This is a genomic window from Elusimicrobiota bacterium, from assembly GCA_040757695.1.
GTDB lineage: Bacteria > Elusimicrobiota > UBA8919 > UBA8919 > UBA8919 > JBFLWK01.
The window spans coordinates 44,495-61,267 of sequence record JBFLWK010000010.1 but is presented as its reverse complement, the minus strand read 5'-3'; the positions used below and the strand labels follow the sequence as shown (position 1 = coordinate 61,267).

The window sequence follows — 16,773 nt, the reverse complement described above, 5'->3', positions numbered from 1 at the left end:
TTGCACATGTCCAATCGCTTGAAGGTACATTTATGTATAACAAATTATTTTTAGGGCTTGATAATATCAATCTCGGGCAGATGCATACAGGTTTTGTTTATCCAACTGATAATAGCGGTTCGTTCGGATTGAATATCAACGATACTTATCTTTCGGCACTTTATCGCGAGGATACCTTTGCACTCGGCTATGCGAACGATACTGCACCATTTTTCTGGGACAAAGAGCCACCTTTCCCAATACTTGGCGGGTTCTCAATAAAATATCTGCTACATAAATATATTTTGGATGAACGAACAAAATCGCTAAAAGACCCTGTGTTCGCAAACGGGACATCTGCAGGCGCATTCACAACTGATATCGGGATTCTGCTGTTGCCTTTTTCAGAACGGCTCGCTATCGGGTTAGCAGTAAAAAATCTTGTGAAAGCAGATGTCGGCTTGTATCACAAAGATTTTGTACCACAGGAATACCGTGCAGGGCTCGCTTACAAAATTGAGAAATGGAAATTTGTTGAAGATATTGTATCTACAGTAGATTTCTCATACAGAAAACCGGAAAATAATGTTGTGGATATAAAAATTGCTGGCGGGTTAGAAACATGGTTTAGTAAACATACATATTCAGCACGGTTGGGTGGAAGCGACCGTGAAATTACCGCCGGGTTCTCCTTCAATAAAGTAATACTAAATATCGGTATCCAACTGGATTATGCGTTTTTGTGGCCTTTACAACTTGCGGATACTTCAGGCAGTCATCGGCTATCGTTAACATTCAGGCAAGGGGGGGAACCGGCAGAAAAGCAGGTTAAAGTGAAAAGGGAAAAGGGAAAAAGAGAAAAACCAAAAGAAGAAAAACCGGCTGAAATTCTACCACCGCCACCACCTGCTCCACAACCAACTGCTGTTGAAGAAACACCGGCGGAAGCACCTGAATTAACGCCGGAACGACGGCAAGCGCTAATGAAACTGCATTATGAATCTGCATACAAGCATTTCCAGAAAGGTGAATATGAACTTGCAATTGCCGGCTGGCAAGAGGTACTAAAACTTGACCCGAATCACGAAGAAGCAAAAAGGAAAATAGAATTAGCCAAACAGAAACTTGACGAAAAACAGAAAAAAACCAGATAAAGTAAAAGTAGTTTCACGCACTTGGCGTGATTGTATCTTTAATCTTAATCTTAAATCGTCAACTTGGATTTGGAATTTGGAATTTGAAATTAATTGAGGTGAAGTATGGGTTTATGGCAGATTTTATTGAGTATTTATTTTGCAGGACTTGGGGCATATCTATCAGTTGTTTTGTCCAGAGTATTAAAACAAAACGGAAGAGTGTTCAATAAGATAGAAGAATCAATTCGTAAGATGGATGAAGGATTTAGAAAAATGGATGAAAGGGCAGAACAAAGACATCAGGAAGTTGTATCACAATTTATTAAAATGGATGAACGAGCAGAAAAAAGGCATCGGGAAGTTATGGAAATAGCAGAAAAACGTCATCAGGAAATTATGTTTGCGTTAGATAAGGGCTTTGGGACACTGATTCATACTTCGTAATCTATTGTAGAAGTAGTAGCAGGGTCTCCCTGCCTAAATATAGCGAGGGGACCTTGCAACTACAATAAAACGCGAAGCTGGTAGACGGCAATTAATTGCCGTCTACTCTATACCCCTTAAGGGGTAGCCTACAAGAGAGGAGGCAAAAATGCGTAAGATGTTTGGTGGGTTGGGATTAGCAGTTGTTGGTAGTGTATTGGTTTTTCTCTACAGTTCACTGTATACAGCAGATGAAGAAACTGATAAGGGTGGGGGTAGTGCAAAAACTGGTGAGATTTATGTAACCAGTGTAGAGAAAATACCGGTTGATGAAGGTGCGGTAAAAGAGATGGCAACAATTGTCTTAAACGACTGTATCAAGGTAAAAGAGATACAGGTAATAAAACTGGAAGGCAAGACCACACTGAAATATCCGGTGTATGTATCAAAACGAGGCAAGGAATACCCGCAGTTTGAGACACTCACAAAACAGGCGAGTGATGAGATAGAAAAGGCAATCAAGAGTGGGAAGCCATCTAAAAAAACATCTAAATCTATTTCATTCAAAATCACTAATTTCTCGCCGTTAAGAAGCCAGTCATCACGAAAGGTCAATGCATCTGTTGATTTTAACAATGCGGTACGGGTTTCCTGCGGTGTGATGGAAGGCAAACGCGGTCCCTGGATTTCATGGCCTAGCCGAAAAGATGAAGAAACCGGCAAATGGAAAAAACAGGTTCTGATTATCAATAAAAAGGTAAAAGATGTGGTTGAAAAATCGCTACTTGATAAGTACAGAACAGCCGGTAGTGAAGAAAGTAGCGAAGACGAATAATAAAATGAGCAAACGGCTGGAGATTATTGATATACTTATGACTTTAAATAAACACAAAGTAAAATATGCAATTGCTGGTGGTGTAGCAGTTTTTTTGCACGGATTTGTCAGTGCGACAAAAGATATAGATATAATTCTTGACAAAATCAATTCCAGATGTAAAAACTGAAAAGCGAATGATTGATAATAATGAACTACCCTGTGGCTCTGCCACAGGGTAGTTCATTGCAAAATAAAAATATGATAAAAACATCAATTAAAAATTATAAATTAAAAATTAAAAATTGTGGATTGTTTTTGACTTTTATTTTTCATTTTTCATTTTTCATTTTTCATTGCCTCTATGCTGCTTCACCAGTTCGTATCAACGAACTTACTGCGAATATCTCAGGTGGCAAGGACTGGATAGAGTTCTATAACTGTTCCAGTGGCGATATCAATCTTGACCAGTGGTCTGTAGAAGCTGCAAAACTATCCGGTGGCGCTAATCCGTGTAAAACATTCCCAGCAGTCACAATCTCATCCGGTGCTTATTTTGTGTTAAAGTTTAATGATTCAACTGCGGATGAAATTACTGCTGATGATGGCGATGGCTATAAGGAGTTTTATACCGGTGTAGGAATTACAGGGCTAACCGGCACGGATAATGTGATTGTTTTAAGAAACTCGCTCAGTGATATTGTAGATGCTGTGGTGTTCTGTAATGGTGATGATAAATGGACTGCTGGCGATTCGTTATTTTCAGATGCGATTTCGGCTAATCAATGGACTGGCGCGGTTGACGAAGGTAGCGCTGCAGAACTTGGCTCGTCTGCATCTAAATCGCTTGCACGCGATGATAAGTCAACCGATACGGATGCTGAAGATGTCGCAAAAACCGACTGGCAGGCGACTTCAGACCGTACAGAAGGACGTAAAAACCCGGCATTCCCGGTGACTCCTCCCGCAGGTGCCGGCAATATCTATGGTAAAATAACCGAAGTCGCACCAGGTATTTCAGGCGGCGATTTTGTAGAGATTTACATAACAAACGGCTCTAATATCACAGGTGCAAAATTGTATGAGGGTAAAACAGTTATCAAAACATTACCGAACCTGAATACTGCTGCAAAGATGTATCTGGTTGTGCATTGCTCACAAGCGGGAACTGATGAAACAACTGATACAAACGGAAACGGCTATATTGATTTATATTCAGACGAATCAACACCGGGGCTGACAGGGACTGATAATAATCTTACACTCAAAAATGCCGACGGGACTATGGTTGACTTTGTCAGTTTTGCAGAAGATAGTTCGTCTTATACCGGCGAACAATCTGTGTATGATACCGCAGTTTCAACCGGTCAGTGGGCTCATCCTTCTGATGTAACAGATGCAGTTGGAACGGAGGACTATTATATTCATGGCTCAGTCAGTTGGTCTGAATCTACTACCGGCTCAATTACCCGAAAAATAGACCCGTCATCTCAAACAGGTCAGCCGTTAGATACGAATACCAAAACCGATTGGTATGAAGGCAGTGCGACAAAAGGGCAGGGACCTTACGGGACTGCTGCGAAAGAAACTACAAAAATTTTGGAAGTATTCCAGTCGCCATTCTCACCTGCAAGAGATGGTAAGTACTCGTATTGTGTGATTGCGTACAATGTAGAGGCAAATAGCCAGGTAACAGTCCGAGTGTTTGATACTAACGGTCGGCTGGTAAAAATTTTGCTTGACCAAATAGATGTGCCTGCAGGCGGCGCAAATACAGTCAACTGGGATGGTAAAGATGAAGACGGCGCTACAGTATCTATTGGTGTGTATATCGTCCATATAGAAGTTCAGAACAAAAAAACAGGCAATATAAAAACTGCCGCAAAACGAGTTGTAGTCGCACGAAAAATATGAGCAAGTCAGTGATTAAGCGATTAAGAAATAGCGTAGAGCGTAGAGAAGTTAGAGGTTGGTTTTCTATTCGCCATTTCGCCTGCTCGCCTATTCGCCTGCTCACTGCTATTTGCTATTTGCTATTTGCTATTTGCTATTTGCTATTCGCTGCCTCTATAGAAATCAACCCGGATAATTTTTTGTATGTTGATTGGAATATCCCGCATAAAACAGAAGAGTTTCATATCAGTTATGTGTATAGCGGTGATATTGTGCTTGCCTCAACTGGTGAGCAAATCAAGTTGCTTGGTGTAAAAACTACTACTGACGACGCAAAAAAGTATACCGCCCAACGGCTTGAAGGCAGAGATGTCGCTTTGGTCTATGAAAATGGGGACGGAGGAAAATACGGGCTTGTATTTTACAAAGATATTGAGAATAAAATCAGATGCCATAACTGGGAGTTAATAAAAAAAGGGTTTGCAGCAGTCCAAATCTCATCACAGAACTATCTCTGTATTGAGCAGGATTGGGAACAACTTTCTAAAATAGCGCTACTAAAAAATGTTAACGATTACATAACACTTGCAGAGTTGAGTTCACAGGAAAGATTTGATTATGATGCGGTCCAACTCTTACAAGATGGCATAAAAAAATTCACGAATCATCTTGAACTTTATGAGACATTAGCAACTTTGTATTCTGCACTGAACCAGCCTGGGCTGGAATTAGATGTATATTTAGCATATACCGAAAAAAATACAGTATCAGCCGCGATTAAACGGAAACTGGCTATCTGTTATGAGAAAATGGCTAAATCTACCGGTATATTCTCAATAGTAAATTACAAACAAAAAGCGGTTCAGCAATGGCAGGAATTATTAGGTACCGAGTATGATACAGAAGCCAAAACGAGATTAGCAAACCTGACAAAAGACAGGTAAAAGGTCAAAGGTTAAAGGTTAAAATAGATAAGGAGCGAAAAAATGGATAAAAAAGAAACAATACCGACAAGGAAACAGTATCTGATTAATAAAAAACTGCAACTAAAATTTGCAGTAATGATTGCAATTGTGTTGGTTGTAATGCTGGTTTTGATAGAATTTCATACATATCTGACTATCAAATCCATCCTGCCGAATATTCTGTCTGCGACAGTTGGCAAACTATTAAAAACAATCCATTTCTGGCTGGTTGTCAACGGGCTGCTCTATCTTGCAGCTGTCTGTGTGATATCGGTTTTTGTTTCACATAAAATCGCAGGACCCATCTACAAATTCCAGAAAGAAATAAAAAATATAATACAAGGTGGCGATTTAACAGGACATTTCCGATTAAGAAAAGGTGATGAACTAACTGATATGGCAGTAGCCTTGAATAATTTTGTTGCTGACTTAAGAAACAGGATTGCTAAATACGATGAACTGCGTGCTGAAACCGTTCAGGAAATAAAAGAAATACTGAACTCTATAGATACAAAAAACCTGAATGCCGAAGATTGCCAGAAAATTGAGTTCATCTATAAAGAGATTGATAAATTGATACTGCCTGAGAAACCACTGAAGGTATGATAACGGCAATTAAAAATTAAAAATTAAAAATTAAAAGATTAAGTAAAAAAATGGTTAAAATACTTAACCAGATATTAAAAACAGTGATTAAGTGGCTAAGTGGCTATGTGGCTATGTGGCTATGTAGATTTTTACTAATCACTTATTCACTTATTCACTTAACCACTCGCCTCTATGGCGCATTTGAATCCCGACCGCCTGGTGCCAGACCGCTTGGTATGTCTGCTGCGTTTGTTGGGCTTGCAAACGATACTAATGCGGTATTCTATAACCCTGCTGGGTTACGGCTTGTTTCAGCATTTGAGTTCTCAACTACATATAACCAACTCTTTGCAGTTGAAGGTCTGCAATACAATGTTTTTTCAGCCGTTATGCCAGTCAGAAAATTCGGTATTGCAGGGCTCTCGTTTGCACAATTCGGGCCGTCTGAATTCAAAGAACAAACACTTGTTGTATCAAATGCATTCGCATTATCAGAAGGGCTGATGTTTGGCTACAACTTGAAAGGTAACATGTTAAAAATAGCCGATTACGGTAGTGATAGTTCAATCGGATTGGATTTAGGCTTGTTAGCACGAGTTTCTGAAAATTTTGCAATCGGCTCGGCTGCCAAAAATGTTAACGAGCCTAAAATAGGCGTTGATAAAATACCGGAATCGTTTTCTGCTGGCTTGTTTTTAAGACCGCTTAAAGGCGTCAGTTTCGGCTGGGATATAGAAAAAATACAAGACCAAACCATCTCGCTCCATTTCGGGACTGAATTCAGAGTATTCCAGTTTCTCTGTTTCAGAAGCGGAATACAAACCAACCCGAACAGGTTCTCGTTTGGCTGTGGATTTAACCGCCGGGCAGTTTATATTGATTATGCGTATTTTACTCATCCAACACTCGCTGCAGACCATATATTCTCGCTCTCTATCAAGACATCGTTAGAAAAAGAAGCAGTAATTGAATACAAGCCCAAAGAGAAAAAAGCAAAAAAACCACGTGTTTCCAGGAAACGAAAAGAACCGGCTCAACCGGCTCAACCGGTTCAACCGGCTCAACCGCTTAAACCGGCTCTACCGCCTAAAATCAATATCAATACTGCATCTGAAGAAGAACTGACCACATTACCAGGTATAGGCAGTATTATGGCAAAACGTATTGTGGACTACCGTAGCGAAAAAGGGCTATTCAAAACTATAGAAGATTTACAGAATGTACCTAGAATGTCAAGACGAATATATCTAAAAATAGAAGCACTGATAACCGTAGGTGAAGTAAAGCCGTAAGTTCACGATTATAGATGGAGTCCCGAACTTGTTCGGATAATCTTAATAAAGCACTGTAATAATACAAACAGGGGGGCTGTATGGAGATAATAGCTTTTGGCTTAATTTTAGGCTTATTTGCGCTACTCCAAAATTCTATTCTTTCTCGGCAAACAAACAAAATGATAGAAAAAGAAGATGAACGTGCAAAGAGAATGATAGAAGAAGGCAGGCGAGAAACCAATGAGTTGCTCGCTAAGATGGATGAACGAACAGCTAAGATGGATGAACGAACAGCTAAGATGGATGAACGAACAGCTAAGATAGATGAACGAATAGCTAAGATAGATGAACGAATAGCTAAAATAGATGATGAAATAGCTAAAACACGTCAACAAACAGCTAAAATAGATGAACGAGCAGCCAGGATTTGGGAACTAATAGACCAACGAACAGCCAAAATTGCTGAATTGATTCAGGTGAGTTCCCGAGATAAAGAAACCGCATATATTCGTGATAAAAAAGAAGAATATAAAACTGGAAAGTAGGCTACCCCTTAAGGGGTAGCCTACAAGCCGGTGATTTTTAAGCACCGTAAACTTAAAAGATGTCTGATGAAAAAAATTGTATTTCTTATTTTGGTTTTTACCTTACACTTTACACCTTACACTTCACACTTTCTTTATGCCGACGAAAGTAGCGATATAGAAGGCACAGACCTCTGGGAAACTGATGCGGATATTGAGCAGGCATACCAGAATAATGAGATTGATTATAATACCTACGAGCAACTCCTTGCTATTTATGAAGATAAAATAGATATCAATACTGCGGATATTTTTCTACTCCAGACACTGCCAGGTATCTCCCAACTTCATGCTAGCCGAATCATCAACTACCGACTCCAGCACGGCTATTACAAAAATATCAACGAACTGATCAATCCTGAAATACTGGATGAGCCTACTTTTGATAGAATCAAAATTTTTATTACTGCAATACTGCCTGAAAAAGTCAGAACAAAAGGCGATATCCTGTTCAAAACAAAATCAAATATTGAACAAGATACTACAGAGGAAGCACAAACGACAGAACTGGTTCGGTTCAAATTGGCTAAATTCGGTAAATACTTGAGATTCGGTGCGATTGTAGAAGGTGATACCAGATACGAGGACTATTTTGTAGACCAGATGGGCAGTATTACAGGCAGTAATTTTTCAAGAGCATACCGACTGAACAGGTCGTATATCGGCTATGAGAATGGACCAATAGTTGATACCGCATATCTCGGCGATTTCCGCGCAGGGTTCGGTCAGCGTCTCACTTTTGATACTTCCGGTAAATCGTCACCAAACGGTTTCTATCCAAACGATACCGCATCATCACAAAGCACTATCACTTATTACTGGACTTCTAAAATTAAGTCAAAATATCCACACGCAACCACTTCTGTAAAACTGAAAGGGTTCGGTATGAAAATAAAAGGTGGAACTAATAATCCGTTTGATATTTCCGGCTTCTATTCTAAAGCCAAAAAACCACTCCGAGTATGTATCCGTCATCCTGATGGTGAAGTCAGACAATGGACACTTGAAAATATGTATGAAGAAGAACTGCTTGGTGGCAACTTGAATTATAAACTTTTTAATAGAACAGATATTTTTGAGACCTCGTATTTCGGTACTACTTTTTATACCTCAAAACGAGAAAAACGGCTCGGTGGGTTTATAAATATAGACGGGTATCCGCCTGAAGAGGCATTCTCCGGGTATGGTTGCGATTTTAAGACCGGTATTAAAGGGTTTCTGGTAGTTGGTGAACTTTCACACGTGATTAACTGGGGTGACGGGCTGTTTGTAAAAACAGCCAAAAAAATGGGTGCATTAGATGTGATTGTCTCATACCGGAATTATGATAAGGAGCACTATAACCCGTACGCAAACGCATACTCAAAACATAGCGATTCATCAAAGTTCCCATGCCGCGATGAACAGGGCTATTATTCTGAACTGGACTACAAACCGATAAAATCAATGAAAATCAAATTTTATATAGACCAGTTCAAACATTCTGCCAAAACCGAAAAAGATGATATTACCGGCGAATACTATACCGTCTGGGAAACACCAACTACCGACAGAACAATGTACTTCAGATATAACTGGAACCTACCACGAGGTGTCAAGTTTCAACTGGATAGGAAATGGGCTGATAAAGATATCTATCAAAATGACGATTATAGCGAAAAAATGAGTGTCAAAACAAATGCCCAACTAAAATTTAAACCATCAAAACGAACCGATTTCGTGCTAAAATATACCTATACGCAGGACTATTACGATACACCATCAAAATATACACCAAAGGACTCAATCTCTACAAGAACTGGATACCAGCTTTCAGGCAACTTAAAACTATCAGGCGAGTTAAAGTTTTCAGATACTGATTTACGAAAAAGCGGTAAAGAATCACGCTCATACTGGCTACAACTTGAAGATAAATTATCCAAAAATACAAAATTCCGTATCCGATATAACAATAAATACGCGTGGTCGTCTGAAGAATACGAAGGCGAAGATGTGTTCTCGTATACAGAGCCCGGCTATGCCAATTCCTGGGAAGCCCGTCTGGAGTATAAATGGTAAAAAAGGCAGGTTAAAGGTAAAAATAAAAGGTATAAATAAGAGGTTAAAGGTTTAAGGTTAAAGGGTAAAATTCTGGATTTTATTTTAATTTTAACCTGTCATTTAAACCTTTAACCTGACTTTATGGTTAAAATATGCAGGACCTAAAAGAACGAACATATAAATTTGCCTTGCAAATAATCAAACTGGTACAGAAATTACCCCAAAACCAAATAGCCCGAATTATTGCAGAACAGATGTTGCGCTCTGGGACATCAGTTGGTGCTAATACTGAGGAAGCATATGCAGGGTTAACAAAAAAGGATTTCTCCCATAGTATAAATATTTCTCGGAAAGAGACATTAGAAACAAGATACTGGCTCAGATTATTACTTGGTGCTGAATTAGTTAAAAAAGAAGAGGTAGCAAATCTATTTAAAGAATGTGATGAACTCATAAAAATTTTTACTTCAACCGTCAAAAAAGTTCGTTCTACCTTAATTTTAATTTTAATTTTAACCTTTAATTTTAACCTGTCATTTATCCCTTTAACCTGTCTTTACAGCTATACTTCACTTGAGTCCTACTACGGAATCGGAGGTATCACACGCGGGCTATCCGCAGAATCCGTCGGGCTCGGTAGCGTATCAACTACAGTATCTCAGGATGTCGCAGCCGTTTTTACTAATCCAGCTTGTATGGAACTTGGTAGTGATAATCACGGTGTATTCAGTTTCTCACCCGCAGTTGTATGGACTTCTGATAAACGAAACCATTCTTATATAGCAACATCGTATACAACTAATCGGAACATTTTTTTTCAGCCGACATCTATAGGGATGCTGTGGTCGTCAATTCGCGAGTTTGTATTCGGGCTTGGTGCTGCACAAGCAATTGACTTTAATTATGTGTTTCAAGAAAAATCTGTCCGGGATAGAGGCTACGGGAATTCTAACGGGCAGGATACAATTGACCAGCATGGGAATCTGTTTGATTACGGGCTTGCAGTGAACTACCAGTTACTTACATCGCTCAATTTAGGTGTTGCTGGGTTGCTGAAAAACGGTGATATAAAATCAGAACAGGAATTGAATACTTTCGGTACTTCTGGCGCACCTGATATCATCAGGAAAATCAACGAAATATCTAAATTGTCAGGAAACGGATTCAATATCGGAGTGTTGTGTTCGGTTGAAGATATTATGTCTCTCGGATTGGCTTATAAGTACTCGGCTGAAATTAAACGAGAAGTCAAACAAATAGATACAACCGGCAATATCTTAAACTCAAGTTCAACTTATACAATAGAATATAAATATCCGAATTCAATTTCCGCTGGTATAAAGTATAATTTTAGAGATAAAAACAACTGTGCTGTTTTTATAGATGCGAGTTTCGCTGACTGGTCAACCACAAACCCGTTATTCCGCGATGTATTAGCATTCTCGCTCGGGTTTGAGCATCTGCCACTTGAAGGGATGACAGTAAGATACGGGTTTTCATATCTGCCATCATATATAAAAAATGGTGGTGTAAATTCAGCACTCTCTATTGGTTGCGGGTTCGCTATCCCAACACTGCTGGTTGAAATAGATATAGCAGGAAGTTATGCCTGGCAGGAATCAACCCAGGAAAGATTGTTTTTTTCAGACCAGCGTGATACCGTGTATGATACAACCACGCGGCTTATTACAACAGTGAGGTATAGATGGTGATTCTAAAAGCAATTAAAAATTATAAATTAAAAATTAAAAATTGTGGATTGTTTTTGACTTTCATTTTTCATTTTTCATTTTTCATTTTTCATTGCCTTTACGGCTACACCTACCGCGGTGCGGTGCTGGGTTTGGGCGACTCTGTTGGTGGGTTCACAGCCCGAAATGCCGCAGTTGGCGAGGTGTCTGTTCTGTCAGGCGGTGAGCCGACATCAATCTTCGCTAATCCGTCAGAACTTTCAGTAGACAGCCGCGTTAGTATATCTCAAACTAACGAACTTATAAATGGATATGAACGCCGACTCCATAATGATGCAGAACAGACAACTATATCAAACTCTAATCTGTATCTTTTGCCAACCTCGGGCGCAGTTTCAGTCTGCCCGATAAAACAGAAACTGGCTGTAGCAATAGGCGCAATCAAAATTTTGGATTCTAATTACCATTATACCGAAAATGTATATGGTGAAATCCGAGTAGTTGAAAAGAATAGTATCTCAGCTGACGGCGAAATCTATATCTACGGCGGTGGTGCAAGTTATATCCCAGTTGAATGGCTAAAATTAGGTGTAGCTGGTTTTTTAATCACCGGCAAACCAGACCGAAAAATTACAGAAATTTTATTCAGTCCTCAAACGGGCTCAGAAACCAGCCGAACAACCAGTATTGTTAATAACTCGTTTTCAGGCAGCGGGTTCAGAATAGGTACCGTTTTACAATCAGAAGAACTTAAACTCGGTATAGCGTTGAATAATCTGTTGTCAGTTAAAAATGATTATTCTATAAATGGACAAATGTCCAGATATGAATATAGATTTCCGGCTACACTTTCGGCAGGGTTCGCATTCAAATTCCGAGGTATCACAAGACCAACATTTCTTATACAACTTGATTATACTTGGTGGGGTAGTGCCGAGCAAAAAGTTGCCAATAGTAAATGGACTGATATCGGATACTGTAATACACTTTCATGGCATTTCGGTGCAGAACACTGGCTTAAACACGATATTCCATTCAGATACGGCTTGGCGGTTGTTCAAGACCAGACACGAAAAGGTGTACAAACATCAGTGGTCTCTATCGGTAGTGGGTTAAAATTATGGATTATTCAGTGGGATATAGCACTCCAGTATTTTATGAGACGAATAACATCCGAAACACGGCTGTTCCCAGTTGAAGAAAACGCCGCATACCCGTTAATCAATTTAGAAACTGTTGACGACTATACAAAACGGCTAACACTAACAGGAACAGTAAAATGGTAAAAAAAGCAGGGTATAGGGTGAAGGATGTAGGGTGTAGCAAAATCATTTTGGCTATTGGCTATCTTTTTCTTTTCACTACTGCCTATACCCTACTGCCTACACCCTGCCTCTACGGCTACACTTCGCTTGGCTATAACTATCTCGGTGATGTTGTCTGTGGCTATTCTGCCCGCTCGCTCGCTATGGGCTGTAATTCTATCACTGTTTCTAACGATAGTTCTGCAATTTTTACAAACCCTGCTGCACTTACCGCTACTTCAATGAAATACTGTCAAGTATCAGTTTCAAATGCCGCAGTGCTTGTTTCAGATAGATACACAAATAATTACGGACTGCCAACGGTAAAAAATAATCCAGCATATTACCAGTTTAACGAAGGCTCTATTTCTGCCAAACTGCCGTTAGGTTTTTATATTGCTGGTGGGAGAGCGCCTGTTGTAAATTATTCATACAGGTATTCAGAAACAATTTATGATAGAACTACGCTGGAATACGAAAATAAAATTGACTCATCAGGGGACCTGTGGACTAATTCAGCTGCGATTGGTTGGAAAGCGACAGACCGTTTTTCGGTTGGACTTACTTACAATATGTTAAACGGCGAAAGGGAATCCAGTAATGAAAAAATATCTATTGACGGTAATTCAATTCTGGTCGGATACCTTTACGAAACCGGGCAGTTAAAATTCGGCGGATATTACAGAGCAAAAGCGACACTCAATTTGCAGAAGTCAACCGAAACAATTAAAATCCCAGAAGGATTTGGGTTTGGTTTTTCATATCAATTCCGAGGGAAACTTGCACCGCTTTTTACAGTTGAGACTAATCGCATGAATTGGAAAAATGTGAAACTTTACAACACAACCGATTACAGAGTTGGTTTTGAGCAATGGCTTTATGATTACCTCGCAATCCGATATGGTTTCTATACCAGCAGTTTTTATTATACTTGGGATAAATATGAAAAAAACTGGGAACACGGCGGATTTGAACAACAAAAAATTATACCGCGATTCTATACATTTACTGTTGGGAGTGGTTTTAAGTTACCACTGTTTGATTTAGATTTTGGCTATGAATTCGGAAAAAGGTCATCTGCAGAAAATGTAAATGTTAATTATAAAACTGACGGGTCTATTAAAAGTGTTGATGACCGCAGAGTTGATGAAACAATACAGCGAATAATTATAACCGCGAGGTATAGATGGTAATTCTAAAAGCAATTAAAAATTATAAATTAAAAATTAAAAATTGTGGATTGTTTTTGACTTTCATTTTTCATTTTTCATTTTTCATTTTTCATTGCCTCTACTGCTATCAAAAAGCATCCATATTCATTCCGTCAATTTCTAAATCTGTGGATGTCGCAGGTGGTGAGATAATTGTTCGTGTAAAAGAAAGTGTAGATATCAATATAATAAACACGAAATACGATACAAAAACAATACAGGATATGAAGTTCAATAATGTATTCCGTGTATCTATACCTGATGGAAGCAGTATTCAGGATATGGTATCCATGTTATCAGCCGACCCTGATGTTGTTTACGCAGAGCCGAATTATTTGATGAAGGCTTATCAGGTCAATGATTCTTCTTATTCAGCACAGTGGGCGTTACCAGATGATAAATATCTTGACTGGTATGATGCCTGGACAAGCAGTAACACACTTTTTTCTAAAGGTGTAACAACCTCTATTATCGCAGTGATTGATAGCGGGGTTGATTGGCGGCATCCGGATTTGGAAGCCAATATCTATCTCAATACAAAAGATACATATGGTAATAAAATTGACGATGATAACAACGGCTATATTGAGGACTATTATGGTGTGAATATCCTTTATGGACAGGATGCTCCCAATTCAAATCTGGAAGAAGAATATGGCGACCCGCGGCCGATTGATACTGTCGGGCATGGAACGCATGTTGCAGGGATTGCCGCCGCAGTTGTGAATAATTCAACCGGTATTGCCGGTGTTTCCTGGACATCAAAGATAATGATTGTAAAGATTTTTGATGCTAATGCTTTCCGTACAGGTGCTACTGCATCAAATATCGCAGCGGGGATAAAATATGCTGTTGATAATGGTGCGGATGTTCTAAATCTGTCTTTAGGCGGTTATATTCAATCAAGGTTTGTAAAAGATGCGGTTGATTATACAGTAGACAAAAATGTCGTTATTGTTGCGTCGGCTGGGAATGATGGTATAAATTCTATCAGTTATCCTGCGGGTTATGATGGTGTGATTTCAGTCGGTGCGTCTGATATTTATGATGAAAGAGTTTCTGAAGTCAATGGCTATTCGTGGGGCTCAAATTATGGGATAAAACTTGACCTGTTAGCACCGGGTGCATCTGTTTACAGTACATATGCAGAATATAGTTGGTCTGATTCGGAGAATGACTGGAAACGGAATTCATCTTATTATGAGTTTGAGGACGGCACTTCTATGGCATCACCATATGTTGCCGGAGTTTGTGGGCTGTTGATTTCGCAAAATCCTGCACGGACACCAGCAGATATAAAAAAAATATTAGAAGCGTCCTGTGATAACCTTGATGTGCCCGGCTGGGATAAATATACCGGCTGGGGTCGGCTAAATGTCTATAAGGCATTAAGTGGCAATCTGGCTACTGCATGGACTGCACCGCTAAAAGTAAAAAATTATCCCAACCCGTTCTATCCACGAAAACATGAGTTTGTTACTATACGATTACCTGAAAAATACAGAGGCAGTGAGTTCAATGTAACAATTTACAATCTAGCCGCAATGCCAGTAAGATACTTGAAACATATCACAAACGAAATATCAGTTGATAATGGTCTCGCGGTCTGGGATGGTAAAAATGATAACGGCGATTTGGTTGCCTCAGGGCTTTACTATTATGTAGTTGATATCGGTAGCAAAAAAGTTCGTGGAAAAATAACATTGATAAAATGACAATTCTAAAAGCAATTAAAAATTATCAATTAAAAATTAAAAATTGTGGATTGTTTTTGACTTTCATTTTTCATTTTTCATTTTTCATTTTTCATTGCCTTTATTCCGCTATCTTTACCTATACCAACGGGACAACATCAGGGCAGTTCCTGAATATCCCTGTCGCTGCACGGGCTTCATCACTCGCAGAAGCGTATACCGGCTATGCAAAAGATGCCGGGATTATTGAATATAATCCCGCAGGGGTTGGTAATATCTATAATAACGAAATATATCTATCGTATCTGGCATATTTTGAACAGACATCGGTGCAATCGCTAACTTTTGTAAAGCCGTTAAAGAAATATGTAGTCGGGCTGAATGGAAAATATCTGAATAGTAAAGATACAGAACGGGATATTTACGGGAATGATAAAGGTAGTTTTGACATAATTGATTGGTCGGTTCTTTTGAGTGGCGCCTACAAAATTACTAATGAGTTTTCAGTTGGGTTAGGTGTCCGAAATATCGCAGAAAAATTGAACGATAAATCAGCCGATGGTTTCGCAGTTAATATCGGTATCTTTATTGCTCAACCTAAACAACGCATTTCACTCGGTGCTGCAGTCGTTAATATCGGTAATAATATCAAGTTTGATAAAGAAAACGACCCGCTAACACTTACATTAAAACTCGGTGGCTCGTGGGGTTTCTCACATAGAGCAACTTTGCTTGTTGAAGTTATTCAGCCCAACGATAGCGGATTAAAACAGCGGCTCGCAGTAGAATACCATTTAACAGAACCGTTGTGGCTAAGGTTCGGCTGGAAAATTAACCAACGGAAGTTTGCCGATTACACAGGGTTTACAAGCGGGTTCGGTCTGCGAATAAATAGGTTCTATCTGGATTATGCGTTTGTCCCGCATTCTGATTTAGGTGTCTCGCATTATATAACAACAGGGCTACGATTTGGTAAATCACTACCACTGCCTAAACATAAAATAAAACCCGAAATACCAGAGGAAGAAGAAAAAGAAGCAAAAGAACAGCCACAGGAAGAAAAATTACCAAAAGAATTAATAGATGCAGATAAAAAACCCGAAACAGAGTAGACTACCCCTTAAGGGGTAGTCTACTGAAGTATTCCAATGCGGGTTCGGAATTTTTGGGATTTGGA

General features: G+C 39.3%; 15 protein-coding genes. All 15 read left to right on the top strand.

Going from position 1 to position 16,773, the window contains the following annotated elements; all coding sequences use genetic code 11:
* On the top strand, positions 1-1,133 hold a 1,133-nt coding region (locus tag AB1349_03360), incomplete at its 5' end, for a hypothetical protein (protein MEW6556373.1).
* Between the two features lie 105 nt (positions 1,134-1,238).
* Positions 1,239-1,559, top strand: a complete 321-nt coding sequence (locus AB1349_03355) for a hypothetical protein (protein MEW6556372.1) — start codon at positions 1,239-1,241, stop codon at positions 1,557-1,559.
* Positions 1,560-1,707: 148 nt separating this feature from the next.
* Positions 1,708-2,373: a septation protein SpoVG family protein gene (locus tag AB1349_03350; protein MEW6556371.1), complete on the top strand. Its 666-nt coding sequence runs from the start codon at positions 1,708-1,710 to the stop codon at positions 2,371-2,373.
* A 4-nt stretch (positions 2,374-2,377) separates the two neighbouring features.
* Positions 2,378-2,542 carry a hypothetical protein gene (locus tag AB1349_03345; GenBank protein MEW6556370.1) on the top strand — a complete coding sequence of 55 codons (165 nt, stop codon included), beginning with the start codon at positions 2,378-2,380 and terminating at the stop codon, positions 2,540-2,542.
* Between the two features lie 20 nt (positions 2,543-2,562).
* Positions 2,563-4,266, top strand: a complete 1,704-nt coding sequence (locus AB1349_03340; protein ID MEW6556369.1) for a lamin tail domain-containing protein — start codon at positions 2,563-2,565, stop codon at positions 4,264-4,266.
* Positions 4,263-5,189, top strand: coding sequence for a hypothetical protein (locus tag AB1349_03335; GenBank protein MEW6556368.1), 927 nt, complete (start codon positions 4,263-4,265; stop codon positions 5,187-5,189). Before AB1349_03340 ends, AB1349_03335 begins: the two co-directional genes overlap by 4 nt.
* A gap of 42 nt (positions 5,190-5,231) precedes the next feature.
* Entirely contained in the window at positions 5,232-5,816 is a 585-nt protein-coding gene (locus AB1349_03330) for a hypothetical protein (GenBank protein MEW6556367.1), read from the top strand.
* Between the two features lie 50 nt (positions 5,817-5,866).
* On the top strand, positions 5,867-7,090 hold the full coding sequence (locus AB1349_03325) for a helix-hairpin-helix domain-containing protein (GenBank protein MEW6556366.1): 1,224 nt from the start codon (positions 5,867-5,869) through the stop codon (positions 7,088-7,090).
* Between the two features lie 80 nt (positions 7,091-7,170).
* Complete coding sequence (locus AB1349_03320; GenBank protein ID MEW6556365.1) at positions 7,171-7,617, top strand: hypothetical protein; 447 nt, start codon at positions 7,171-7,173, stop codon at positions 7,615-7,617.
* A gap of 66 nt (positions 7,618-7,683) precedes the next feature.
* Positions 7,684-9,714 (top strand): helix-hairpin-helix domain-containing protein, encoded by a 2,031-nt coding sequence (locus AB1349_03315; GenBank protein ID MEW6556364.1) that lies wholly within the window; start codon positions 7,684-7,686, stop codon positions 9,712-9,714.
* 134 nt (positions 9,715-9,848) lie between these two features.
* A complete protein-coding gene (locus AB1349_03310; GenBank protein ID MEW6556363.1) occupies positions 9,849-11,408 on the top strand; it encodes a four helix bundle protein in 1,560 nt (519 codons plus the stop codon).
* A complete protein-coding gene (locus tag AB1349_03305) occupies positions 11,402-12,673 on the top strand; it encodes a hypothetical protein (GenBank protein MEW6556362.1) in 1,272 nt (423 codons plus the stop codon). Before AB1349_03310 ends, AB1349_03305 begins: the two co-directional genes overlap by 7 nt.
* Positions 12,667-13,884, top strand: coding sequence for a hypothetical protein (locus AB1349_03300; GenBank protein ID MEW6556361.1), 1,218 nt, complete (start codon positions 12,667-12,669; stop codon positions 13,882-13,884). The genes AB1349_03305 and AB1349_03300 overlap by 7 nt, the downstream gene beginning before the upstream one ends.
* Positions 13,878-15,617 carry a S8 family serine peptidase gene (locus AB1349_03295; GenBank protein MEW6556360.1) on the top strand — a complete coding sequence of 580 codons (1,740 nt, stop codon included), beginning with the start codon at positions 13,878-13,880 and terminating at the stop codon, positions 15,615-15,617. The genes AB1349_03300 and AB1349_03295 overlap by 7 nt, the downstream gene beginning before the upstream one ends.
* Positions 15,614-16,708, top strand: a complete 1,095-nt coding sequence (locus AB1349_03290) for a PorV/PorQ family protein (protein ID MEW6556359.1) — start codon at positions 15,614-15,616, stop codon at positions 16,706-16,708. The genes AB1349_03295 and AB1349_03290 overlap by 4 nt, the downstream gene beginning before the upstream one ends.
* Positions 16,709-16,773 lie beyond the last annotated feature (65 nt).